24 protein-coding genes are annotated in these 25248 nt (G+C 35.4%); 6 read left to right on the top strand and 18 right to left on the bottom strand.

All coding sequences use genetic code 11. The features are described from left to right. Positions 1-450 precede the first annotated feature (450 nt). The 5 genes from EV207_RS15375 to EV207_RS15355 form a co-directional block, all read right to left on the bottom strand. On the bottom strand, positions 451-633 hold the full coding sequence (locus EV207_RS15375) for a hypothetical protein (protein ID WP_132747044.1): 183 nt from the start codon (positions 631-633) through the stop codon (positions 451-453). A gap of 16 nt (positions 634-649) precedes the next feature. Next, positions 650-838 (bottom strand): hypothetical protein, encoded by a 189-nt coding sequence (locus EV207_RS15370; protein WP_132747043.1) that lies wholly within the window; start codon positions 836-838, stop codon positions 650-652. A 73-nt stretch (positions 839-911) separates the two neighbouring features. Then, positions 912-1355 carry a JAB domain-containing protein gene (locus EV207_RS15365; protein WP_132747042.1) on the bottom strand — a complete coding sequence of 148 codons (444 nt, stop codon included), beginning with the start codon at positions 1353-1355 and terminating at the stop codon, positions 912-914. Between the two features lie 683 nt (positions 1356-2038). Then, the gene (locus EV207_RS24000; protein WP_481405335.1) at positions 2039-2164 is read right to left on the bottom strand and encodes a DUF3797 domain-containing protein; all 126 of its coding nucleotides are present in this window, start codon (positions 2162-2164) and stop codon (positions 2039-2041) included. Between the two features lie 118 nt (positions 2165-2282). Further along, complete coding sequence (locus EV207_RS15355; RefSeq protein ID WP_132747041.1) at positions 2283-2771, bottom strand: hypothetical protein; 489 nt, start codon at positions 2769-2771, stop codon at positions 2283-2285. Between the two features lie 329 nt (positions 2772-3100). Here EV207_RS15355 and EV207_RS23740 point away from each other — a divergent pair, with 329 nt between their 5' ends. The 4 genes from EV207_RS23740 (at position 3101) to EV207_RS15340 (ending at position 5153) form a co-directional block, all read left to right on the top strand. After that, positions 3101-3223: a hypothetical protein gene (locus tag EV207_RS23740; protein ID WP_279389198.1), complete on the top strand. Its 123-nt coding sequence runs from the start codon at positions 3101-3103 to the stop codon at positions 3221-3223. 88 nt (positions 3224-3311) lie between these two features. After that, positions 3312-3944 carry a hypothetical protein gene (locus EV207_RS15350; protein ID WP_132747040.1) on the top strand — a complete coding sequence of 211 codons (633 nt, stop codon included), beginning with the start codon at positions 3312-3314 and terminating at the stop codon, positions 3942-3944. Positions 3945-4281: 337 nt separating this feature from the next. Then, positions 4282-4569: an AbrB/MazE/SpoVT family DNA-binding domain-containing protein gene (locus EV207_RS15345; protein ID WP_132747039.1), complete on the top strand. Its 288-nt coding sequence runs from the start codon at positions 4282-4284 to the stop codon at positions 4567-4569. A 158-nt stretch (positions 4570-4727) separates the two neighbouring features. Beyond that, entirely contained in the window at positions 4728-5153 is a 426-nt protein-coding gene (locus EV207_RS15340) for a hypothetical protein (protein WP_132747038.1), read from the top strand. A gap of 276 nt (positions 5154-5429) precedes the next feature. On the opposite strand, the gene EV207_RS23940 is transcribed toward EV207_RS15340, so the two are convergent. Next, positions 5430-5516 carry a putative holin-like toxin gene (locus EV207_RS23940; RefSeq protein WP_424511377.1) on the bottom strand — a complete coding sequence of 29 codons (87 nt, stop codon included), beginning with the start codon at positions 5514-5516 and terminating at the stop codon, positions 5430-5432. A gap of 282 nt (positions 5517-5798) precedes the next feature. On the opposite strand from EV207_RS23940, the gene fosM reads away from it, so the two are divergent. Then, positions 5799-6221, top strand: a complete 423-nt coding sequence (gene fosM, locus EV207_RS15335) for a FosM family fosfomycin resistance protein (protein WP_132747037.1) — start codon at positions 5799-5801, stop codon at positions 6219-6221. A gap of 94 nt (positions 6222-6315) precedes the next feature. Here the strand turns inward: fosM and EV207_RS15330 are convergent, their stop codons facing one another. The 9 genes from EV207_RS15330 to EV207_RS15285 all read right to left on the bottom strand — a co-directional run bounded on the left by EV207_RS15330 (position 6316) and on the right by EV207_RS15285 (position 19595). Further along, positions 6316-7194 carry an ATP-dependent DNA ligase gene (locus tag EV207_RS15330; RefSeq protein ID WP_132747036.1) on the bottom strand — a complete coding sequence of 293 codons (879 nt, stop codon included), beginning with the start codon at positions 7192-7194 and terminating at the stop codon, positions 6316-6318. 193 nt (positions 7195-7387) lie between these two features. After that, a complete protein-coding gene (locus EV207_RS15325; RefSeq protein ID WP_132747035.1) occupies positions 7388-8005 on the bottom strand; it encodes a recombinase family protein in 618 nt (205 codons plus the stop codon). Positions 8006-8242: 237 nt separating this feature from the next. Then, positions 8243-8962, bottom strand: a complete 720-nt coding sequence (locus tag EV207_RS15320; protein WP_132747034.1) for a helix-turn-helix domain-containing protein — start codon at positions 8960-8962, stop codon at positions 8243-8245. A gap of 44 nt (positions 8963-9006) precedes the next feature. Continuing rightward, the gene (locus EV207_RS15315) at positions 9007-9435 is read right to left on the bottom strand and encodes an acyl-CoA thioesterase (RefSeq protein ID WP_132747033.1); all 429 of its coding nucleotides are present in this window, start codon (positions 9433-9435) and stop codon (positions 9007-9009) included. Further along, positions 9435-15167, bottom strand: a complete 5733-nt coding sequence (locus EV207_RS15310; protein WP_132747032.1) for a type I polyketide synthase — start codon at positions 15165-15167, stop codon at positions 9435-9437. Before EV207_RS15310 ends, EV207_RS15315 begins: the two co-directional genes overlap by 1 nt. Continuing rightward, positions 15168-16067, bottom strand: coding sequence for an RnfABCDGE type electron transport complex subunit D (locus EV207_RS15305; RefSeq protein ID WP_132747031.1), 900 nt, complete (start codon positions 16065-16067; stop codon positions 15168-15170). It lies immediately after the preceding gene. A gap of 1 nt (position 16068) precedes the next feature. After that, positions 16069-18006, bottom strand: coding sequence for a CRTAC1 family protein (locus EV207_RS15300; RefSeq protein ID WP_132747030.1), 1938 nt, complete (start codon positions 18004-18006; stop codon positions 16069-16071). Next, the gene (locus tag EV207_RS15295) at positions 17994-18947 is read right to left on the bottom strand and encodes a DUF1702 family protein (RefSeq protein WP_132747029.1); all 954 of its coding nucleotides are present in this window, start codon (positions 18945-18947) and stop codon (positions 17994-17996) included. The genes EV207_RS15300 and EV207_RS15295 overlap by 13 nt, the downstream gene beginning before the upstream one ends. A 408-nt stretch (positions 18948-19355) precedes the next feature. Then, entirely contained in the window at positions 19356-19595 is a 240-nt protein-coding gene (locus EV207_RS15285; protein WP_132747028.1) for a carboxymuconolactone decarboxylase family protein, read from the bottom strand. A 794-nt stretch (positions 19596-20389) separates the two neighbouring features. Here EV207_RS15285 and EV207_RS15280 point away from each other — a divergent pair. Beyond that, complete coding sequence (locus EV207_RS15280; RefSeq protein ID WP_132747027.1) at positions 20390-20704, top strand: hypothetical protein; 315 nt, start codon at positions 20390-20392, stop codon at positions 20702-20704. Positions 20705-21374: 670 nt separating this feature from the next. On the opposite strand, the gene EV207_RS15275 is transcribed toward EV207_RS15280, so the two are convergent. The 3 genes from EV207_RS15275 to EV207_RS15265 all read right to left on the bottom strand — a co-directional run bounded on the left by EV207_RS15275 (position 21375) and on the right by EV207_RS15265 (position 24999). Further along, positions 21375-22607 carry an MFS transporter gene (locus tag EV207_RS15275; RefSeq protein ID WP_132747026.1) on the bottom strand — a complete coding sequence of 411 codons (1233 nt, stop codon included), beginning with the start codon at positions 22605-22607 and terminating at the stop codon, positions 21375-21377. Positions 22608-23017: 410 nt separating this feature from the next. Further along, entirely contained in the window at positions 23018-24250 is a 1233-nt protein-coding gene (locus tag EV207_RS15270) for a HEAT repeat domain-containing protein (RefSeq protein ID WP_132747025.1), read from the bottom strand. A gap of 272 nt (positions 24251-24522) precedes the next feature. Further along, positions 24523-24999 (bottom strand): SRPBCC family protein, encoded by a 477-nt coding sequence (locus tag EV207_RS15265; RefSeq protein ID WP_132747024.1) that lies wholly within the window; start codon positions 24997-24999, stop codon positions 24523-24525. Positions 25000-25248 lie beyond the last annotated feature (249 nt).

Genomic DNA, 25248 nt, shown 5'->3' with positions numbered 1-25248 from the left:
TGCTGTCTTTTTGTAAAGGTAGCTTTTTGCTGAACGGGTTCCACACGTTTTGCAATGAATAGTGAACGGCATTTTTGGCACTCCTTTCATTCTTAAAGAAAAGTGAAAAAGAGACGAATAACTAAATGAGTAACAATGACAATAAACAGTAAGCAGTAAACGAGAAGGGCGAAAGTTTTGATTGATTCTTTTTTCACATTATCTAAAATCCATAAAATGAATAATGTGGAAAGCCCTAATCCGATGATTGCTCTAATGATTTCAATAACCATTTTTTCTCCTTTGTGTTGAAAATTGGACGGATAAGACCTGGCGTTTAAGATTTAGCTGTATGCCAGAATGGCATTCCACCCCCTCTCTACACTTATAATTATACACTCAAATGTTGATAAAGTCAACAATTAAATAGAACAATTTGCTGTGTTGGGGGCGAAAAACTTTGTAAAATAACTAGCGATTGATTAACATTTTTTTAATTTGTTCGGGTGCCTCATTAACGATTAAAACCTCCGTTGTCATAGTGACCTGTGTCGCCGAGATATTATATGGAATTTCATGATGTTCAAAAGATGAAATCTGATGTGTGTTGATAAACACCATAGCTCCCGATTTGCGAGTTAATTGTAAAATCAATGGTAATCTCTCCTTATTATTTTGGTAGTTGAAAGATGTGGAATTGGCACACAACATCACGTTCAGAGATTTCTTTCATCAAGTGATTGATATCTTCTTCGTCCACACCGTAACCGATATGTTCAAAATCGCCATCTCGATTAAATTTACCGAGCAATTGATACTTATAGCCTTCTTTGGGTGCATAGGCTTTTGGATAACCCATATTATCCCTCCTTATTAAATATCTAACTCTAGTTCAATCGCAAAGGGTATAAAAAGGGGGGGAGTCCCCCTTTTTATACGAACCCTTTATCTTTTAGGCTAGTATAATCGGCTTTATGGTTTACAATAATGTGATCCAATACGTCAATCCCTATGATTCTTCCGGCTTTCACTAACCTTTTAGTAACGTCAATGTCTTCACTGGAAGGAAAGGTATCTCCACTCGGGTGCTGATGTGAAACAATAATGCTTGCAGCGTTATTAAGAATAGCTGCTTTAAAGATTTCCCTCGGATGAGCGATACTAGCGTTCAACGCCCCGATGTGGCAACGATGAACGGCCAAAACGTGATTTTTCGTATTCAGACACATAACGAAGAAAATCTCTCTATCATCGTCGCCAATAAATTTTGTTGCTATCTCCACTGCGTCTATTGGCGAGCGAATAACGTATCTGACACCTTCCTCGACCTCCTGAACCACTTGTTTAATGCGCTGGATTTCATAAGTTGTTTCCATTGTCTTTTGCTCCTTTGAATTGAAATTGGGATATTTAAGAACCGACCTTTTTGAATTTTAGCTGTGGTGTCGGGTCTGTTTCTCGCCCCCTTTCTATAGTTATAATTATACGCCTAAATGTTGATAAAGTCAACATTTAATTGCGAATATCTTAAACAAAATTTATGTTATTTCATCATAAAAACGGTAGGAATGCCTGTTTCGTATCCGTCAACGGTAAATGTCTGACTGGAACGAAGTGGAAGGAATTTAAGGAGTTGACGGGTTGCTCTCAACCCAAAAGCTAGGAATGACCAAAGGAGTGATAAGGGTGGTTTCCCCCTTTCATCCTTTGACGGCTAGCGCCGAGCGTAGGAAGTCTTGAAAACTAGGTTTCAAGCCGTCGGAGACGATCTTTGACTCGTTCGTCTGTTAAGAAATGGACAGGAATTTACGGTGTGTAGGCTCAGCCGTACAGACCGTTATGATCGACCATTTTAAGGCGAAGCGACACTTATCGGATCGTTGGATAGCGTAGTTTGCTATTCTACGATCCGTTAGTGCTGTCACCCAAGCAGTGGTTATTCTTTGGCCTGAAGGCATAAAAAAACGGACTAAAGTCCGTCGAAAAATATTTAAGTAAGATTGATTAGCCCGATTTATGAGTCTTTCCTTTGTAAACAATAGCATCGATTATAAATTTCTCAACTAAATTGATTTGATTTTGCAAAACCTGTTTGAACGCTTGCCCCACATTTACATTCTCTTTTAAACCCTTTTTCAGTTAGTTCGAAATGCCCTTCCCCATTACCAACAAGGGACTTCCGCACTTAGGACATTTTTTATTACGGAGGATAAAGAAAAATATCTTGAAAGCTGAAAACTATTTAAATAATAATGGCATTTTATACCTCCTTTCCGTGTTCGCTATTTATTTTCATCAATCACTTACTTTAACTGTTCTTTATCGCAAAAAGCTTTCACGGCAGACAGGCGCCAGTAAGACTTATTAGCGACTTTCAAATCAGGTTCAGGAATCAACCCTCTGTTTAAATAAACATTTAGCTTAGATCGATTATAAGGCAATCCTTGATCCGAAAGGTAATTAGCGAACTGGTTTTGATTTAAATAATCGTCATCTTCCCGGAGAACAGAAAAATTAGGCTTTTGTATTAAAACCGTATCTTCTTTAAAAAATAAAACAACACATTCCAATGCTAATTCTAACCAGTCATCGTTTAACGATTTATACAAGGTGTTTAAATCAAATGATTCCGTATTGGGATTTTCAAAGAACCAAGCGAGCCTTAAAAAAACCTTTTCAATATCATTTAAAGAATCAAGGGCTTCTGTAGCCAAAAATAAATTTTCATTGGTGGCCAGTTTTTCTTCAACGAAGGGGAAACGGTCATTAATTATTTTGGTCGCCTTTTTCATAGGAAAAACCTCCTGTTAACATTGTCAACATTATTATAGCACGGATTGTTGACAATGTTAACATTATTTGAAAAAAATTAAAATGTTTTGCTCCTTTCTTTTATAGCATATATCGGCATACCCTAAATGGGTGAAAATGGAACACTATAATTCAAAATCTAATAATGTATCCCGGAATATTCTTAGCGTAAAGAATTCCGGGTTTTTTATGGAGATATTGTCTTAGCGTGAGTCAAACGTCAAAATGCTGGTGGCACCCCAAAATAAGGTTTGGGAGTGTATAAGTGTTTAGGTGCTTGTCGATAATGCTTTTAAAAGGAGATGATCATATGGCTGTAAAAATGAGTCAAAAAGAAGTAAATAAGATAATGAAAAAGGGATTTGAACATAGCGAAAAGTACGGCTTTCCATTGAAAAATAAAAAGAGAAAAATAACCAAAAAAATGTCCTAAAGATACATAACCCCTCCCTCTCCCCTCATATATATATGATTAAGTCTAGGACGTTGGGACATTGGCCTAACGGAAAGTGAGGGATTGGATGACTCAAACAATAGAGAAGAGGAAGATAAGGGCCGATAAAAAAAGAGATGTTAAACCAACAATTCCCATCCAACTTTATGAAACTGTCAGTCGGCTTTCATATATTACCAGTGTGCCGATTAAAGATGTCGGGGTTATTATTTCCAAAAGAGGGTTATATTCAACAGCCGTTCTTGAATATTTATCTTCATTTATCAAACGTGATTATTGGGCAAACAACAATGTTTTGTATGCAGGGCATTTGGAGGGTGAGACGTTTTCATTTGAAAAAGGAATACAAAAAAGACGAATAACAATGAGGTTTTCTCAAAAAGATCATGACCAGTTAGCAAGGCTAGCTTATTCTCTTGATATCCCACCATCGTCCGCAACAGGGGCTTTGTTAGCTTTATCGGTGAAAAACACAGATATTATAAATTCATATATTTCCAATCATGTCAAAAGTGAATTAGACGCTGTTAGGATGAAGCAGCTCAAAGAGATTTATAAATATATCACTAAAAATAACCCTTATAATAAAGATATATCTTTTGGAACGTTTATCAGTATCTTGTTAGATGAAGTGAAGGAATCAACTTTCACAGTGACCGAAAAGGTTAAATCATGGATCGATGAAAGAGTTATAAAATAAAAGGCAGGAGGAATGAAATCATTCCTCCTGCCTTTTTTCTTCCGAAGATGTCATAAGGAATAAAAGAAATCAGGAATGATGATTAAAAAGGTGGGCTTTTATGGTGAAAAAACGCATAAAATGGGGTGGGCACTTGCTACAATTGCTCTTGCTAATGTGTACTTAAATTGTAGCATTATATTTATAACCTATAACTATGACAAAAATCTCGACATTATTTATGTTGGGTTATTTCGCCTGAATAACTTCCAACTCTAAACTAAATGATTGTAATTTTGTGATAAAATGCTAATCTAAAAATAATGAACAACACCATTTTACGGAGGGAATGAAGCAAATGAAATCGACTGGAATTGTTAGAAAAGTTGACGAACTAGGTCGTATCGTTATACCAAAGGAATTGAGGACAACTATGGGCATTCAGGAAAAAGATCCACTTGAGATTTTTTTAGAAGATGATCGGATCGTTTTAAAAAAATATATCCCCGATATGACATGCCAAATAACTGGTGAGACGGATACTAATAATCTCATTTTAAATAATGGGAACCTGGTACTTAGTCGTGAAGGTGCTGAAATTGTAATGGATGCTATAAATAAAAAATTTGAGCCAGTCACTAACTGAAAAAATAGTGAAGCCACCTAAAATTGGTGACTTATTGTTTGTGGAGGGTTAAAAGTTCCTCCACATCCACGATGATATAACCACTACAAAAGTCTATAAAAAAGTGATATTATTGAAAAGTTATAGTTTATTATTTTAAAAGAAGGAGGGAAACAAGGATGATCAAAAAGAAAATATTAATAAGTGCGATATTGAGTTTTGCTTTGATATTCACATTGTTTGTGGGCCTTAGTACCCCTCAAAAAGCTTCTGCAAATTGGACTACAGTACATAAGAGTGGGTCTTTTTCGAACTATGTCTACACCAAAACCTTTACATCGCTTGGTCATACGGGTCAAATGCAAATCACTACTACAAGCCATAGTAGCGCAGGTGGACGATATACCCTTATTTTAGAACATAAGGTGAATGGTCATTGGCATTATTATAGGACGATGCATCCAAAAAGAAATGGGACGTCACGTTCATCAACTTTTGATTGTCCCAAGAGTGAGACATTACGTTGGAAATTGATAAATAGTGGCTCAAACAGCCGTGTTTATTATAATTTAAGTTTTTTAGCAAATAGCAGTTGGGGATATTGACCTAAAACCGAACAAATAAATATTGGCCAACTTCCGGAAGAGGTAAAAAGACGAACATTCAATACCTCCGGCAGCTGATAATCGGATTTTATTCCCGAACAAAAAATGATAACGTTTTTAAAAGTATTTAAAAGTGGTATAATATAGGTACAAGCTAAGTACATTAATAAAGACCGCATGAGTCCTACCTCATACGGTCAGTAATAGTCGGTTCCCCTTCAAGGGGGTCGGCAATACGGTTAAAAATAGACCGCTGCCTGCGATAACAAGGGCGGTCTATTTTTTGTCTCTTGGAAATGACAAGATCGCAACCACAAGTGCTGCGAACTGGATCATCACAATAAGACTTTCATAGACGGTGATAGGCTCACCCCCTTTCGTTGTGGCATGTCGTAAGACAAGACATCAACAGGAGTGCGCCGACCACCCTTGATCCGAACTATTGCTCAAATTATAACATGAAAAGGTCTTAAATAGTTTTCCATTAATAGATTCGCGTGTGTTGTGGCTTGGAAATAAAGTTTGATTATTTATATTAATTCTGATAATTTATTATAAATATTGATACAATTATCTAGTGTGCTGGTTTATTTAAATTCAGCGATCGGGGCCATTATGTAAAATAACTATTTTGAGGTGATGTAGTTGTTTGTGAAGGGACTAAGCCACTTTTTATTTTCAGTTTCTGATTTAGAAACGTCCATAAAGTTTTACCAAGATGTATTTGGTGCTAAATTACTGGTTAAAGGAAGAAGTACTGCTTATTTTGATTTGAATGGCATGTGGCTGGCACTTAATTTAGAGAAAGACATTCCTCGTAATGAAATAAGTCAATCATACACTCATGTTGCTTTTTCAATTGAAGAGACTGACTTTGATAGTATATACAACAAATTAGAAAAAATGGGTGTAAATATTTTAACTGGCCGTCCTAGAGATAAAAGAGATAAGAAATCCATTTATTTTACTGATCCCGATGGTCATAAATTCGAATTTCATACTGGTGTTTTGCAGGATAGATTAGACTATTATAAACAGGAGAAACCACATATGGATTTTCATGTTTAAAAAATGGTATTGGGCCTGTGTAGTAACGGAGCAGAAATGGCAATAGAGTATTCGATTAGCCTGAAGAAAAAAAAGACGGACTAAAGTCCGCCATTTATAAAATGAATTCCTCAAACACAGGTGTCCTTAAATAACCCTTTCGGGTCCAATTCCGGAATTTAATCTTTGCTCGAATTGCCGGCTTGAGGTAAACCATTTCATTATCCTCTTTTGTAATAAGAGACTTTGCAACCCCGTAAAACGCTTGACGTTCCTTTGGTGTTGCACCATATTCTATAATGCAAACAGGTTTAATCTGGCCATTTTCCTCTATGGCTGCAAGCCATCCGAACTCAGGATTTTTACGGTAACCTGTTAAATAGACATTGGTATATTTCCAATTGATTACCTTAAGCCAATGGTTTGATCTTTTAGCCGTTGGTGGATTCGTGGATACATAAAAGGATTGCTTGAATTTCGCAATAGCCCCTTCAAGATTTATCTTTTTAATGCTATTGAAATACGCTTTTCCCTGTCCTTCTATATACCTGATCTTCAGAAAATGTTCGTTTTCCTCTAATACATTTTCTAGTATTACTTTTCGTTTGATCAAGGGTGTTTGTCGCAAGTCTTTTCCTTTATAAAAAAGAATATCCCAAGCAACAAAAACACAAGGAAGGGTTTTGCTTTTATATAGAACCTTTGAATGGCTTTTGGTTGAAAAGCGCTGCATAGCAAGTTCAAAGTCAATCTGCTTATTTTGGGGGTCATAACAGATGACTTCACCATCAAGAATGAAGTCTCCTGAAGCCGGAATTTCCCAAAATTCCGGAAAACGGTCTGTAACAACATTTCCTTTCCGGGTGTACAACGTGGTTTTCCCATCAAATCTGGTTAGGATGCCCCTAAACCCGTCCATTTTAGGCTCCCAGATGACGTCAGAGTGATCAAACGGCTCTGGGCTTGTTTCTAATAACTGTGGATAAATAAACATAAGACTTCACCTGTAACAAGCTTAGCAAACAATTACTCTATTAAGCTATAGCTTTGCAGTTGGCACATTCAGGTAAAGGGAAAAGTTTGAAGAATGAAAGGATTTAACTGATGAGTGACAATAATGATGGTTAATTTATTATCCATTACATTCATCCTCCATATTATAGATATATTGGCTGTGTTTGTTTGGATTAAATTCTCTCATTATTTTCTTTATCCCGTTTAATTCGATAAATCGTATTTCTCGCTACGCCAGTTGCATCATGAATATCGATCACGCTTTTCCCAAGATTCAGCATTTCTATGATCTTGTCATAAATGATTTTGTCTTTACCAGTGGCGTTGGCATGATATTTCACCTTCCTCCCATTGTATTTACCTTCAATTTTGGCAATCTCAATACCTTGCCGTTGGTTTTCTCTTATATTTGTTCTTTCTTCTTCAACCATCCAAGACAATAGTTGTAATACAATATCAGTAATAAGTTGGCCAATCCCTTCAAGGTCTTTATATTTCCTTGTGTCAAGAATCGGCATATCCAATACAACAATATCAATATCTTCTTTCATTAATTCTTTCCATTCATCTAAAATCCCTTGTTTCGATCTGCCTAAGCGACTTAAAGACGGAATAACAAGCGTATCTCCAAATCGTAACTTTGATTTCATTTTTTGATATTCAGGTCGGTCAAAATTTTTCCCAGATATTTTATCAGCGAAAACTTTGTTGCAACCAAAATCTTTTAAACTCCTTATCTGCCTTTCTAAATTTTGTTGAAAAGAACTTACTCTTGCATATCCGATAAGCATAAACGGGTACCCCCTATATTGAACAACCCTATTTGAACTTTTATATATATTGATCTTACGCTATTTTTAAATGTGTAACAAGGGTGTACTTAAAACGAACAAATATAACAAACCCGACTTTCCTAATTATAGGGAATCGGGTTTGTTATCCTAATATTATTTCAACTAAGATTAAATTTTATTTGTAAATTCCACACTTATTTTTAAATAAATAAAAAATTTAAATTAACATCTTTACTACAATCCAGTTAATATTGGGGGATCGGTTGGGTTCTGCAAATGAAAAGTCAAGTCAATGTACTCGTTAACTGGTCCATCACTTGTAGTAAATGGTCCGTATGAAGCTACATATTTCTTTTGCTTCCCCCTTAAATCCGAGCATTCAGAGTTATTATCGGGAATTGCCACCGCCAGCAAATAAAATTTTCCTTTGGCATCTAAATTGATGTTAAAAAACGGCCCATTTTTCAAAATTATGCAATGCCTAGGTTTCCCTTGGGGGATACTTGTTGGGAAAACACCCATAAAAATCTTTCCATTAAAATTATTAGGTATTATTATCGATCCGGTTAAACGACCTATAATTTTATCTGCCTCTATGGTGTGGTCTTTTTTTATTAGACGATTTCCTTTTTTGTACTTTAATGGAGATAGACCTACTTCTTTTGTGAATAGGTTTGAGAAGGTTGTCAAGCTGCTATATCCTACATCTAAACAAATATCTGTAATACTTTTAGATGTCTTCTCTAATAAATCTTTACTTTTCTCTATTCTGAGTGCACCTAAAAACCTTTTAGGAGGAATTCCCATAACCCCTTTAAAAATCCTATTAAAATGGTAAGGACTATAGTGAGCTAAACCAGCTAACTCATCCATTGTTATTTTATTTTCTAAATTGTTCCGAATTTCTTGAACCACCTTTTGTACCACTATTTGATATTCTTGCATTTCATTCATTCAGATACACCCTTTCTTAAAATGAACCCACAAAAGATATATCGTTATGTTTTTTTATATTCAGAAAGTGCATTTATAAATGGTTCAGGAAGTGGCTCAGGTTCTAATCTCTCCTCGGTTTTTCGCATAGAAGCAATTTGTTGGTTACCCTTTGCTATTAATTCTTCGAAATGGTTATCAGCGACTTTCCAATATTCAAATTCCATAGTTACCCGATTTTGTACATATTCTTTTAAGTACATCTTTATTAATACCTTATCAAAAGCAAAAAGTTCTTTAAAAAAATCACACGAAACGTTCATGGTAACTAAAGATAATCCATTGTCAATTTCCTTTAAAATGTTCGGTACATATTGCTGCAGAAAAATTTCTCGGCATCTTCCCTGCCATTTTATATAATTGGCGTAATAAACATTACCAACAACATTAGTTTCTTCAAAACCAACAATATGTTCATATTCAAAAGCCTTCATTAACTCCCCTCCATTAATAAAGATAAGATATAATGGTTATCTTCCTTTTTGAATTTGTAGGAAAAAACGGACACCTTTTTATTCCTTAGAATTAATAAATTAGTATTTTTTATACTTATTCTAAAGTTTTTTGTATCGTTGTAACCAGCTTTTTTCGCGCATTCCATAGCGCACCATACACGTGTAGCACTATGATCAAATGATTCACTCATGACATTCATGATTTGAGTGGATAATCCTAATTGCTCAGTATCCAAAAGTGTAACCCAATTACAAGATTCATCAACAACTTCTATATCACACCCAATAGCCCCTTTCCCAAGTGCACTAAATGTCATACCATATTTATAGGAAAAAGAAGCCGAAACATTGGTGTCAAGTAGTTCCGGTTTACCATCTTGCCGTTTTAGTACTGGGTTAGTTATTCCAGTTAACTGGTAGAGAGACTGTGCCTTTTTCCATTCCCTAGAACCTTCAAATGAGTCAACTGATATTACGGGAGCTTTATCTAAGTTTAATTGTTTAATCTTACGATTAAACACAATGCATGATAATTTTTCATTTAGATTTACACTAGGAAGCGATTTAACTGCAGTTAAGGTCAAATGATCCCAAGACTCTAGTAAGTTACCCTCTTTGTCTAGTATAAGAATATTGTACTCATAATTGGACTCACTTTGGCTCACTTCTTTAGCGTATACGTAATTTGCTTTACCAATATCACCGATAAAATTAATTTTCCCCACCGAGACAGGAATTAAAATTTGATTTGGAACGCAAGATTGTATTCCATGAAGCGCTGCATCCCGAACCCCAGGATCTTGTAAAACAAGCTTCTCTGGATAAAAAGTACTAAACCATTGTTCGGTCTTTGGTTTTACAATAAATAAGGTTTCCGTGGCAATTAATCGTTTATAATTTTGTACTTTTTGAAACATGCCTGATTGGAACAACACTTGTCCGTATAAATCTTGATCTGGATTTAAAGTGGTTTGATAAGATGAATTAGTAATTAGGTGCTTATAGTTCTTTTTATTAAAATTAGAGTTAGTATCACAGGTAGCTTGAAAATGATTTATTGCATAGTCAGTATGGTTACTTCTAATAGCCAATTCGTAATCATTATCTTCTTTTCTTTGCGCAACAACACGTACGTTTGACTTCTGATTTGGGTCCACGATAATTGGTTGATCAAAACGAACGTTTTTAAACATCAAACCTTCTTTTTTCTCGGATAATGAAATTATAGCTTGTGCCATCATCTCTAAACCCATAACAGCAGGGAATAATAGGTTATTATCAAATACGTGGTCTTTTAAATAGAGATCTGTATCCTCTTTTAATGTTGCATCAGCGACTAATTCGTACTTTGGGTAATGAATAACTGGTTTCTCCATAAATCGATAAAATGGAAGGGGTTTTTCACCTAATTTTAAAGTAGGCATTTTTCCAAACCTTCCTGTAATAATTGCGGATGGACTTGTGAGATTACCTATTAATAAATTTGCTAATAATGTATTAAAACATCGAGTCCCCTGTTCTATTTTAATTGGTACTATACCTTGCTTCTTTAATAGATCAACCGTCCCTAAACTCTGTCCCATTCCGACACCGGACCAAACTGACCATTCCATTGTTAATGTCTTACAATGGATAAGCTGCTTATTAATTTTGGATGTTTCATTGGTAAGCCATTCGTTTGCTAAGCCGTAATGTGCCTCTCCATGTAAACCAGATCGACCAATAATTGATCCGAAAGAAACAAAAAACCTTAAGTATTCAGACTCGATATTTTCGATAAGATTACGTAAACCATTTACTTTTGGTTGAACCGTTTCATTAAGATCCGAATTCGTTAAATTATTAAGACTTTTAGGATGATTAACTCCAGTCGCATGAACTATACCAGTGACGTGTCCAACATTACTTCGTATCCATTTCATAGCTTTCTTAACATGTATTTCATTTGTTATATCGGCTTGAACATAGTTGAAATCTATTTTATGTTTTTTGAGCCTCTCTAAATTATTAAACAATTGTGTGTCACTGTTAGGGTCAGACCTACCTATTAAAACTAAACGAGAACCTGTTTCCTTTGCCAAAAATAATGCACACTCTGTTGCTATCCCTTTTCCACCACCAGTAAACAAAATGATATCTTTATTGTCTAAAATCCTGGCAATGCCATCTCCTTTAAGTGGAAGACTTTTAACTCTTGGTTCTAATCTTTTACCACTTGCAGTGTATCTTACTTCATTAAACCCCTTTAGATGCTTAACTTCTTCTATAATCCATGGAATAGCTTGATTACTCTCAGGAATTGTAATAACTAAAGTATCAATATTTGTTTCCAGGTGAAACGTCTTAGCAAAGGACGAGGCTTTTAAGGATTCTGTTTGGATTAAAACTAATTTAGATCTTTTCTCCTTGGCTACAGTAGCTGCTTTTAATAATAAATTAAAATTATTAGGTGAATCAGAATAGCCTGTTATGACACCCTGACCTTTATAATCAGATAAAGTCTTCTCCAATTGCTTTTTTAATGGGAAATTGTTTGGAATAAATAAATCCCAGTCATTCCCCTGAAAGTCTGAAGATCTTCTTACCAAGCTTTTTTCAACTTGTTCTATAGTAAAAACACCTGCCCAATCTTTAATTCCCTCGGGAGACATCTCAGCAGCATCATCATAATTGCCAATTTGTTGCGATAAAAAGTTGCTTACCTCTTTTACTGTACTATTAGTGAATTCCAAGAATGATATTGGAACCTTAATATTTAAGCTCTTAGCTGCTTGACCAATAATTTGTCCCACGGAAATCGAGCTTAAATGTAGATCGTCTAAAAGACGGCTATCGTCACTTATAGATTCAATTGGTAACTCTACTTTTTCTGATAAAAGCTTTTTGAATGCGTTTTCGGAATTATCGGTACTTATATCAGTTATTTCCTCTTCGGCAGTAGCAGCGACTTCCTCGGAAATTAGCCTATCATATGTAGATTCAATACCATCGTCTTCATCAACCATTTCACATGGATTTACAAAATACTGTGAATCCCCTTCGGAGTCAAATGGTCTTGTATATCTGTTGTAAAGCGCCTTTAACTGTCCACATGAGGTTTTACCTAACACAAACAATGCACCTGTGACATTCAATAAGCCATCCACCGAATGATGTTCGGTTTCCATGGAAACTACAGGAACATCCATCTCACTTTTTGCAATATGATTCAATGATTTTCCAGGCCCTACTTCAACTAGTAAATCAAGGGAAAAACTTTTCAGCTGATTCAAGGCACCTAAAAATAACACAGGCTTTGTTAACTGGGAAATAAGTATTTCTTTTATGTTAGCGACATCATTAACCATATCACCTGTAGTTGTGGAAATGATGTTTCGTTTTGGTTCAGTAAAATGGTAGTTTTTTAAGTAATTTGATAATGTGCTTTTTGAATCATTCATTAATGGTGAATGAAACGCATGAGAAACCTGAAGTTTTTTTGCAAAATAGCCCTTATTTTCAGCTGCCTTAATTGATTGATCGATGCTGACCTTTTCGCCGGCTATAACTGTTTGTTTCGAACCATTTATACACGAAATAACAGCGCCGGGGGTTAAAATGTTAGTAACATTTTCCTTTGACTCAAAAATTGTGGCCATGGCTCCATTTGGCCCCGATACATTTCCCATTACTCTACCTCTTATTTCTGCAAGTCGAATCACATCATTTTCATCTATACTTCCTGCCCAGTGTAATGCTGTTAGCTCTCCCAAACTATGGCCAACAGCGATATCAGAATCTACAGACAGTGATTTTAAAAAATGTAACCCTGCCAGTGTAGATTTAATTATATTCGGCTGGGCGTTGGATGTATTCACGATGTCCCCTTTGTTACTTATCGGAAATTTATTGTGAAATTGCTGAATACCTTTAAATTTGTTTTTCAGCCATTGATTTTCAGACCCGACTCTCACCCCTTGACCTGGGAAAAGCAAGCCTACTTTTGCTTCCTTGATATTATCAGTAAAGTAAATCCCTTCATCGGTATTTATAATAAAACTTGATTGGGACTTTAGAAAGTTAATAAGCTTATCTGTTTTATTTTGAAGTTCAGCAGGGCTTTTAACGACTAGTGCAACCTTTAATGGTTTATCGCTTAAATTCTGGTAAAGGTTAACGGACAAGTCTGTAAGCTCTCCGTATGACATTTCTTTGGATTGTTCATGAATAGTTTGTAAAAGACCTCCAAGTACCATCCGATTTTCTGCGTCAATAATTATTAATTCAGTGTCCTGTGATGATGAGGTCACCCATTTTTCTTGAGATGTGAGAACCTTTTGTTCTTTTTTTGTACCCTCCATCGTTAAATGTACATTTATTCCTCCAAAACCCATAGAACTTACACTGGCTCTCATTGGTCCCTTCCCATTCCACACTTTCGCTTCATTTAATACAGTTAATGTATTTTTATTTTCTAAAAGAATCGAATGGGAATCTGTATGACCAGTGATCGGGGGTATAATTTGATGGTGAAGAGTAAGAACAGATTTAATTAACCCCGCAATTCCGGCGGCAGCCTTTGTATGCCCAAAATTCCCTTTAATTGAGCCGATGACTCCAGGATTCCCTCGCGTTACATCCCCATGGGCTTTTATAATTGTATTTAATTCAACCTCATCGCCCACCTTTGTACCAGTTCCATGTCCTTCAAAGTAGGAAACTGTGTCAATACCATAACCGGCCTTATTATAGGCTTTGTTAATAGCCAATTGTTGACCATCAATAGTTGGCCGAGTTATACCACCACTTCCATCGGATGATACCCCCCAACCGTTTATTTTTGCGTAAATATTGAATCCCTGATCAATGGCGTCTTGAAGCCTCATAAGAACAACGAAACCACAACCCTCACCTGGCCAAAACCCATTTGATTTTTGATCATATATTCTCATTTCACTCTTTGCTAATGCTTCTGTTTTTGAAAAACCAATTAATTCAAACGGATCTAAACTTAAATCGACGCCACCTACCAACGCAACATCCAAATCATGTTGCGTTAATGCAATACAACCATCCTTGACGGCAATTAATGAAGAACTGCAGGCACCATCAACAGTATAACCACCACCTTTAAGGTCGTAATAATTGCAAATTCTACCCGCAATCGTATTAGACAATCCACCAGCAAGGGTTTCTGCATTTACTGGTTCAAAGGGCTCCTTATATGCATACTCTGCTTCTAATAAAAATTTGGAAATCCTTTCGGAGGTCCAGCTTTCCTTTTTTAGCTGTTTTGCTAAAATTCGCTTGACATAAGGCCATCGAAGTCTCATTAATGATGAACGGGAAAATTCACCAGTTAAAGTGTTTCCTACTATTACTCCAGTTTTCTCATTAGGTAAATTTTTATTGGACATGTACCCAGCATCTTCAAGTGCTTTGGTTGCAATGTCCAACGCAACCCAATGTGTCATATCAGTGGACCGAAAATTACTACCAGAAATCTTATATCTAACCCTATCAAAAGAATAATTTTTTATAACCGAGGCCATCTTTGAGTAAATTTTATCAGGTGTTTTGGGATTAGAAGAATAGTAATCCTTCAAAGATAATCTCTTTTCTGGAATTTTACGAAATGAGCGCCGTTTAGTTAATACGTTATTCCATAATTCTGTGGGTGACGAAGCGTCGGGGTAAAGACACGACATTCCAACAACAGCTATTTTTGACATTTATCTAGCCTCCTTGACTAAACCCTTTTGATAACTTACCTTTTGAGACATGGTATGTATTATTGCCAAATAATACATATAGAGTCCTCTTACACTACATACAATTACTAATGAGAAGAAAAAGCCGAATACGACATTAAATAGCATTAATACTCCATATACAAATGCGCAAGAAAGCCCAAAACATATTTGTGATTTTGTTTTAAACGGGGTGGTCCCCGGATCTGTGATCATATAAAAGGTAAATAAAATTAATGCTAGCCCGGTTATTGGATACAAGGTGGCAAGATGTTCATACGGTAAAAATTGATACCTTATTAAGGCTTGAATTATAAAGCCTCCAGCCCATGCCAAGATTAAAGGCATTTTATTTGTAAGTTTAGCATTTAACATAACTCCTGAAGATAAAATTAATGCTGGAATAAACCAATCCCAAAAGCCATCCACATACTCTGTGAAGTGATAAGGAGGGGCAATGCCCACACGAGGGCATAAAAGTAAAATAACCACTATACCAGTATTGGAGGGGTTTAAAAAATGTTTACTCCCTTTTTTATGTGGTGCTCTCAAAATTTCTTTTGAACATATAGCAACTGCCGTTGCAAAAATAAAGGGTAACCATTCGTCGTTTGCATATATTAACATTGAAATAGCTAGACCACTTATATGAGCAGGTAAAAGAAAGTCCATAAAATTGATAAAAGACCCCGAAAAATTTGGTTTTCTTTTACTAATTATACTTTTCATAGTTTCAAACAAGATTTCTAAAGAATATGCCGTCCCCAATGACACAAAGATTTGTGCGATGGATTGTTCAAATCCTAATACTGTATGGCCAAGGATGTTGAAGATCGTTATTGTTAAGGCAAACCTTCGCAGTGCTTTCTTCCGTTTATTCATCCTAACCCTCCTTATTATTCAACATAATGGTATAGATACCAGGTCGAATCATTAACTTTTGATGGTGCTTAATTCCTTTTAAATCCCTCCAATTTATATCAATTTGAACCTTTTTATTTATATCACCTAAACCAAACCTTACTAGAGGTGAGCGTTTACCAGAATGTCCGTTACCACCATCCACTTGATTAATAACTGTTTTCCCTGAAGGTAAAGTCAATTTAACAGTTGCCCCAATCGCATTAATACTATTGACTTTAAACTGTTCATGTTCATCATAAGGAATCACCTGTGTATCTTTAAGACTTTTGTTAATTGGTAGTTTTAATTTAAGCTCCAAAAATTTATTTTTAACAGGAGATACATTCTCATAAAAATATGATTCTTCCCATTGGTTAGCCATTGCGAAGTCTGCATCGCCATCCAAATCAACATCAGAAGTGGCTATACCTCTTGACACATGAGGATCGCCTATTCCAATATCTTTAGACAAATCTATATATTTTCCAGACTTTGATCTTACGAAAAAAGGGTTGTGATCGTGGCCACTTAAATCTGCCCTTCCCGGTTTTAAATTAGGCCAGGTTTCAGGATTGCTTAGCAATGTGTCATTACCCATAGCTACTTCTTGCAACTGCGCCCATTTATTAACCTTACCTTTTATAAAGCCGGTAGCTTGTACAACTTCTAATACACCATCATTATTAAAGTCAGTTAATTTTGTACCCCATCCCCACGAACTTCTATTCAAACCTAGTTCATGACTCTCTTCTTTGTAAGGTGCAATCCCTTTTTCCATTTTTTGTGTTTTACCAGTACTTATAAATGCGAGATGGCTTTCCATGAGTGCATATTCATCAGCTATATTGCTTATATACATATCGAAATAGCCATCCCTATTTATATCACCAAAGTCAATTCCCATGCCTTTAAAGGAATCTTTTCCAAGTACACTTGATTTTGGTGTGTTTATGGCTGATTCTCCTTGGAGAAGTTTGAATTTGACTTTATTTGTTTCTGAAATATTTAGAAGTAATCGATCAGGTCCAAAGTCATTGGCAAAATATATTTCTGGCAACAAATCTCCGTTTAAATCTGCTGCTCCTATAGCTAACGTCCATCCCTTACTTACTTTTTCCGGTAAAGATACTTCCTTGTAATTAACCGTTTTATCTTTTCCCCTTGTCCATAAAAGGATCCTATTATCCCCTCCATTGAATGCATTTGACATTGAATGTTGCATAGAATCCCCTTTGGTTGCGCCTTCATCTAATATGTGAGCACCGTCTTGAAAGTAATTACCGATTATTATATCCTTATGTCCGTCACCATTGATATCTGCCCAAGAAGCAGCATTAGTGTACCAATGGTCCACTTTACTGGCTAATTCATGGGGTTCAAATCTACTAGCCGATAAACTTCCTTCATTATTTCCGGGGCTTTTATTTTGAATAAATCCTATTGGCGTTCGACCCCAATAATAAACCAAAACATCCATTAAGCCATCCTCATTAATATCTCCCGGCAAGCAACCCATTGGTGCCATGGTTTTATCATACTTCAAAGGCTTTGGATCTAAATTAAAGGGTTTGTAACGATTGGCATTATTTGGTGCAGCTTCAATAGTAACTCCATTATACCTAGGGTCTACATGGCACACATCGTCTGGCTTTCCGTTCCCATCAATATCATTAATGGCCACGCCTGCTCCAACGGAAGATATCCATGACTTAATATGTTCTAGTGATGGATTAACCTCCCTAGCCTTTTTTGGTTCATTGCCTGACTGATAGGTTAAGGCGTTCTTTTTAAATTTAAATTCACTCGCTAAACTATCTTTAGCTGCTGAAGATATTCCATTGGGTAGAACCATAACTCCTAAAATTATAATAATAAGAAGAGCACTAATTGGGACCAATAATTTTTTTAACCAATCCATGTCTTTTCCCCCTTTGACCCAAATTCCTCCCTGATCATTCTCCTCCAGTTTTCATATGCATAGGGTGTCTTCCGGTTTATTTTTTTCAACGCTAAATCCGTGATTTGAGCTGCTTTTTCAACTGTCGTCTCACAAATTACTTCGCAAGCTACCTTTGTGTGAAGGGACGGTATGTCCGCAAATATTCTAGCCTTAGCAGCAAATGTAACTCCTTGAGCTAAATGGGGGAAAAACTCCGGAGGTATTGACTTAAATGTTTCCACTTCCTCCTTTTGAACACCACCAGCATATGCCAATGCAAGGCCTATACCACTCCAAATATCTCCTTGTTTTTCGTATGGAAAATTGCTGATGATTGATTTTATCGTTTCGGGTTTGCCTCCAAATTTAAACCAAATACTACGTCCAAACCCTTGAGCAAATGCCCTGTCTCTATATTTATTAGTTACTTTAGATAATAGCAACATTTTGGGATATGCCTTGTTCCAGTGAAAGTACCCCTCATGAAAACCATAACCATCGATTGATAGCCATTTAAGTAAAGGGTCCATTTTCGATAAGAGGATATTTGTATAAAATTTTGGAAGTCGGGCTAGTCCCCAACCAGCTCCAACATGGAGCATATATATATGGTTTGCACCGCAGGAAGACATGAATTTAATCAAACGTGGACTTCGGGTAGGGAATAAAAAGTCATTTAAGGTTAAAGCCATTGCTGCACCTTCATAAGCAAACCCTTCTAATTCGGGTTCAATGATATCCATTTGTTTTTTAAAAGGTAGTTCATCTTGTTTAAGTGCAGCATTATAACCATATAAGAAAGCTTGGCCAATATTTTCAATCCTTCTTTTGCTATGCCGACTCCCTATTTCAAATTTTCTGATATCAGAATCAACATTTTTTAATGAAACATTCAATATAAAGCTTTTAATTCTCCCCATTGAAACACCTGCTTTCAATACTGTCTTTTTTCTAAATATGGACGTATCGTGAATAAGAGTACAAATACGTTCTCAAATACGAAAACAATGCTCTTAAGAATCGATTTCAATAATTGGGAAATCTAGTTCGAGATTTACTTGCAAACCTTCTGCCATCCGGTTAACAAAATTAAAATATGAGGTTATTTGACATATATCCAAAATTTCTCGATCATCTATACCGTGTTTTCGTAAGTCCATTATGTTCCTTACCGAAATTTCTTTAATGTCAGTTGTTAGCTTTGCTGCATAGTTTAAAATGGCCTTTTCCTTTTCAGAAATGTTTGCTTTCTTAAAATCCAGAATAACTTGTTTTACAAATTCTTCATCCTTGACTATTAAACGGAGCGCCGCCCCGTGATGCTGAGTTCAGTAAAAACAATCGTTTTTTACCGATACTACCACAGCTATCATTTCACGGATTCTTCGAGATAAAGGAGAATTATCAAACATAATGGTTTTATAAAATTCGTAATGTTTCTTTAAAGCCTTTGGATTCAAAGAACTAACCTTTAAAATATTAGCTAAATCCCCATTGCCTTCTTCATATACCTTTTTTAGTTCTTCATTTGCATTATTAATGCTTATTATTTTTATACCAGCCTCCATTTAAATGCCTCTTTTCAATTCAATTGTTTACCATACTTACAATCTTCTATTTACACGAGCAGACATATCTTTCTTCTCATAAAATGCTTTTCCATTTCCAAACTATCGACTACAAATAACATCATTTGGAAACCTTTAGTTACATACTTACTTAGTTTCTGACAAACATCTACAAATCCCTCCCACTTTTTACTAAAAAATATAATTGATTCAATAGTTTTATATTTACCACTTTTGTGTATTTATGTATTAAAGCATACCTTTACCTTATTAACGGGATTAAATAACACTATCGCATTAAATTTATGTGAATATGACCGATTTCATTGTTAAATATCAGGAGGATAGTAGTAGTAAATATGCATCGTATTCCATTTTAAGTTTTCTGTTTACTAAGTTTAATAAAAAAACCAGTCACAATATCGGACGGTTTTCTCTATATTTTGTATTACATTCAAAGAAATGAAAGGTTCTATCCTATGCTTTATTAAATCACGAGTTTTCTAAAGGGGATGTAGTTGAGATAGATATAGAGGGTATTGATGTATTTATTAAGACAGGGACAGTACCAGAAAATGAACGGTAGCGAATTAAACAAAAATAACCTAGACAAGGCACAAACTTATAATGATCAGTAATTGTTTTTTACTATAAGTTGCTTTGAAAAAAATAGATCATCACTGGGGATTGCCTCAACCTCCTATAACTCAAGGAAAAAAGGAAATAATCATTTGTGATGTTGAAATATACAGAGTAGGTCTCAAAACATCACTTTAGTAAAGGGAGTGAATAGGATGTCCCATCTTAAGATTGGTGACATGAATTTAAATATTTTAGATATTTTTGAGCATAATGATGGTAAAATGGAATTTTATTACAAAAATATAAATGATCCTACTTACATGTCTAAATACTGGATATCATTTGAGTATCAAGAGCTTAAATGGAACATCATCAGCTTTTGTGTCTATAACAATATTGAAGATCGTTACACGGATGTCACAGGGTTATACTCTTACCTAATAACAACACCCTTAATAGAGGGATTAATAACTTATTATAAATCACTGAGTAAAAAGAAATCGATTGTATCAGATGTTAAAGGCTAATCGAAAGTTTAATGAAATGTGAAATGTGCCTTTTGGAAATAAGTCCTCATTAGCAAATTAACTTATGAGGTATTTTAACGATATTAATCTGAAAAAGGCTCGGTATCGCACGGTGTAGCTTTGAAGCTACAAACTTCCAACCAGTAGGTTATATAACCTACTGGTTGGAAGTTCGGGAAACAGAGCAAGGGGGAATAATAAAATACTCAGGATTTAAATTACAATAGAGAATAGTAGGGTTGTTGTGTGAGGTGGGATAAACTTTTACGGTTACTGTTTTTACCTTTTATATGAATTTGCCCCCTGACAACAGTTTCGTGCTTCCAGTGGAACATGCAGTCACGAGTTCTCTCCAATCAGGGGTACAGAAACGATTCGCAGAATGAGGTGCTAAATATGTAAAGTTCCCATAATTGGACTAATCCCTTTTCTATATTCCAAATAACTATTATATAATATAATTCTTCAAATATATGCTGCTTGGCTGACCCCTGTATTTTTACTTAATTCAATAGCATGATTCATTTCTGGATGATATCAGATATTATTTTACTCTCCTTCGATGTCCCATAGGGTATTTTTGTAAATCCCTTCAAAGGTTGTGCAAAAATACTCATATTATTGATTTTAGGGTACTTTAACAATCTAATGTAAGTTCCCTCAACAGCGACTAATAACTAAGATGTTGATCTTGCTTTTTTTTATCGTTTCTATGAACTTGTTTTGTAAAAACTACAGCAAAACCAATACCAACTACCAACAATAGGGAACCTTCTATTATAAATACACGGTTTAATCCTAAATCAGCTTGCCACCCGATTATTGGATTTAAAGTGATTCCAACTAATGATCCAATAAAGCTTAAATAGGATAAAACGGTAGTTCGTGCCTCATGATCTATTGTGTCGTTAATGATAGTTCGCACCAATGGACCTCGAATAGCACCAACACCCATAATCAAGGCAAAAATGGCTAGTCCAAAAATCGCATTAGTGATATAGGCTAATAATATAAAAAGTGAACCCGTGATTAGGGATGACAAGACAATGATACGGCCAACTCCTAAATAGCTTGCTAAAGAAGGAGCTGACACTGAACCAAGGGTTGAAAGACCGTTGGCTCCCAACATAATTACACCAAAATAAACGATATTGACCCCAAATGAAAGAAACAAAGGTTGGTTAAAATACAATAGACTAAGAATAAAAGCAGACGCGGCGGATGAAAGGATATTAATTAGTACCAACATTGGTTGTTTTTTGATTACATATAAAAAAGCAGATTCTGCCCTACTACTTTTATCTATTTCTTGATTGTCCAATTTTACTTTTGTTTTAGTTTCTTTTATAAAGAGAGCGCTAACTATTGCCAAGACCATTGAACCTATAGAAAAGTAAGCTGTTAAGTTAAGACTATACTGTGCAATAAAACTACCAAGCGGAAAACTGATAAGCATGGCTGCTGTTGATGACCCTGCTTGTAAGGAAAAAGCATATCTACTCAACGTGGTTTGCTCTTTTTTTTGTAATGTCTCATAAATCAAAGCTTCATCCGTTCCGCTCATTGCAGCGGCGCCAATGCCATAAAGTACCGAATGAACTAAAAATAAAACAAATGATTGGGAAATAGCAATCATTAACGTACTCCCCGCAAAACAAATAACTGCAATAATAAATAGCGGTTTTCGTCCCCATCTATCCGCTAGATACCCACTTGGTATTTCACATATGAGAACGAATAATGATAACACAGCTTCTAATATGAAGATTTGGGTAAAATTAATCCCTCTTGATTGCAATAATAGCGTGAAAACAATATCAAAAAATGTTAGTGATAATAAAAAGTTAGTAAAAATTAACCATCCGATATTTTTTATCCTCAACACTTTTATATAAGACTTCATTAAAAGCCTTCTTTCTTTTATATTACGATTGCCTATTCTAAATTTGTTATTAATGAAAAAATAAAATCTTTAATTGCAATATTGCAACATATTTGTCTGTGACTTAATCTTGTATGAACCAAACAACTTTTGCCTGGTGGAAGCTGCGTGTATGAGAATTGTGACTTCCCACTTTCCTTTGTGTATCCTTTTTGATCTGTGTATATCATAAACGGAGAAAAATCGGATTGGGTCGAGAATTCCCTTATTTTGTATACATTAAGGATTTAAATGTAATAAGCAAACAGATTTATATTCCATTTAAACAATATTCTTCTAATTTAATATTTGAAGTATTGCCAAGGTAGCTGATGGTAACCATCAGCTACCTTTTTATAAACCTTGTAATTTAGAAGTTGTTTGGGCATCAATTATCTATAATCAACACTAGGTACAAATGGATCCTTGTCTGCAACTCCATCCAAGTCAAGATCCAACAAACCATCTTCAGTTGCGTGGCAAGGAATACTGTTTAGATTAATTCTACCTTCGTGGTTAAAATCTCCTGATTTTCCACGGAATGTTCCATAGACTATCGTGTTTGCTAAATGGCCATTTACCGCATCTGTCGTATTTGTTAATTGCACAGTACCGGGTTTAACCTCACCCGTTTTCATAAAACGATTAAGGTCAGTATAAGCCCAACCAGAAAACTTACCACGAACACTTCTTACAAACCCACGTTTTTTAAGTTTCTCACCTCTTTTAGTCATTGTGCCGTTAATGGAAGAGAAACTAATATTTTCTTCATCTGGATACATTAACTCTGTGAATGCCGTTCTTTGTAATTCCACGTTTATTAAGTACGGATTATCTTCTTTCTCCTTGACTTTACCTTTAGTGTATAATGGTCTGGTGGTGTTTGATTGATATACATGTTTGTAAAGGTATTTGTTTGCTTCATAGGACATACCTCGAAACATAAATGGTTCGTAATGATTCGATCCATCGGTATTATAGTTTTTAATCTCTTTCTCGATAACCAAATTTGTCAAGAAGGTATCCGTATTGGTACATGCAAGGACTCTACCTAGAAGTGAGGCGAACCATTGAGGAGATAACTTTGCTTGGATCCATCCCTGTCCGGGAACTAAGACATCCGCATATCCACCGATTATCAATGGGACTGTCTGATCAAAAGTATATTGATCGTTATATACGACCGAATCATATTCCATTCCAAAATCTTCTCCAGTTAGTTCATTTAAATTTACCCTGGCCCAATCCCTTACCTCACTATCCTCGTCCTGTAAGCAATCCTTAAGAAGCGGAATTGCTTTTTCACTGTTAATTTTAATTGCTAACCATTGTAGATTGGAACGGGTATCAGCATCCTGTTCGCTTTTTAGAATTTCTCCGATCTTTTTCAGTGCATCGTTCTCGTCTTGACGATACGCATATTCCCATATGGCTCTCTCTCGTTCAATAGAACTTTCATGATTGAATGCAACTTCTAGAAGTTGATTGTCACTCCTTCTGTCAAATGACGGAATTTCTAGGCCCTCAGGTGGTCCGTTAAAGGTCATCCGATCTCCTGGATCCTGATAATCCTTATTTGCTAACAGACTGTGTAACTTTTTTTGGACTAAAGTTCGATTACTCATGAATGATTCCCCCTAAAATATATTTGTCTTTATTTTAATGGAAGAAAAAAAAGAGTTCTTATTCTATTTTGCTTTTATTATCCCCACCTCTTAACCCCAATACGTTTTTCATTTATTTGGAGATCGTCTGTTATAAAACTGTGCTTTTAGGAAATCTGTTTTTATTTGTTGACAAACAGCTTTCTTTAAAAAGGCGTGGAGCGCAATCCCCATAACGATGTACCATCATGTCCTTTAAAAAAATTACATCCCTCAACCCTTGAAGCTGTCTGTCATATTTCCCTTTTTTCTTTTATAGGTTTACTTTCGGGATGTTTATCAATAATTCCATATTCTAGGTAGAATTTTAAGAGAGTTAAAGCCTCACCCCAACCCGTGCTGCACATTGTTAAAGCGGATAAATTATCAAAATCATAACCGGAATCAGTTACCGTTAGATAAGTCCCATTTTCCTTTCTTTCGAAGGTAAAGGTTACCGTTGTAATTAAATTTTTAGCAGGAGACCACTTAAATTCAAAACAACGATTTGGATCCGCTTTTGTTATTGGCCCTCCATCCTCTATCGTATTCTTGTTACCTCCTAAACCAATCCAAACTAAGTGGATTTCACCTTTGCCATTTTTAATATTGACATTAGTTCCGTCTGTAAACCAGGCATTCCATCCGGCTGCAGTCGTAAGAGTATCATAAATTTCCTCCACTGGAACTCTAATAAATGTCCTTTGTTGTATGGTCAATTGTTCACTCATAAACAATGCCTCCTCAAAATCAATTTTTTATGCCAGTTAATATAACAATGAATTACAATAATGACTTTCAAAAAGGCAGGTTGAACAGGAAAACCTTTACATGAACTTGTGGGCAGAACCAATTTACCCAAAATTTAACCCCTCCCTCCTTTTCCTTTTACTTCTATCCTCTTAACTGTTTCCACAGAGCTGCATCTTCATCCTTTTTTCATATACTAGAATTTATTCAAAATAACTTTTAATCTTTTT

Source organism: Scopulibacillus darangshiensis (genome assembly GCF_004341035.1).
In the GTDB taxonomy this organism is placed as follows: domain Bacteria; phylum Bacillota; class Bacilli; order Bacillales; family Sporolactobacillaceae; genus Scopulibacillus; species Scopulibacillus darangshiensis.
This window is presented reverse-complemented; position numbering and strand designations above follow the sequence as displayed.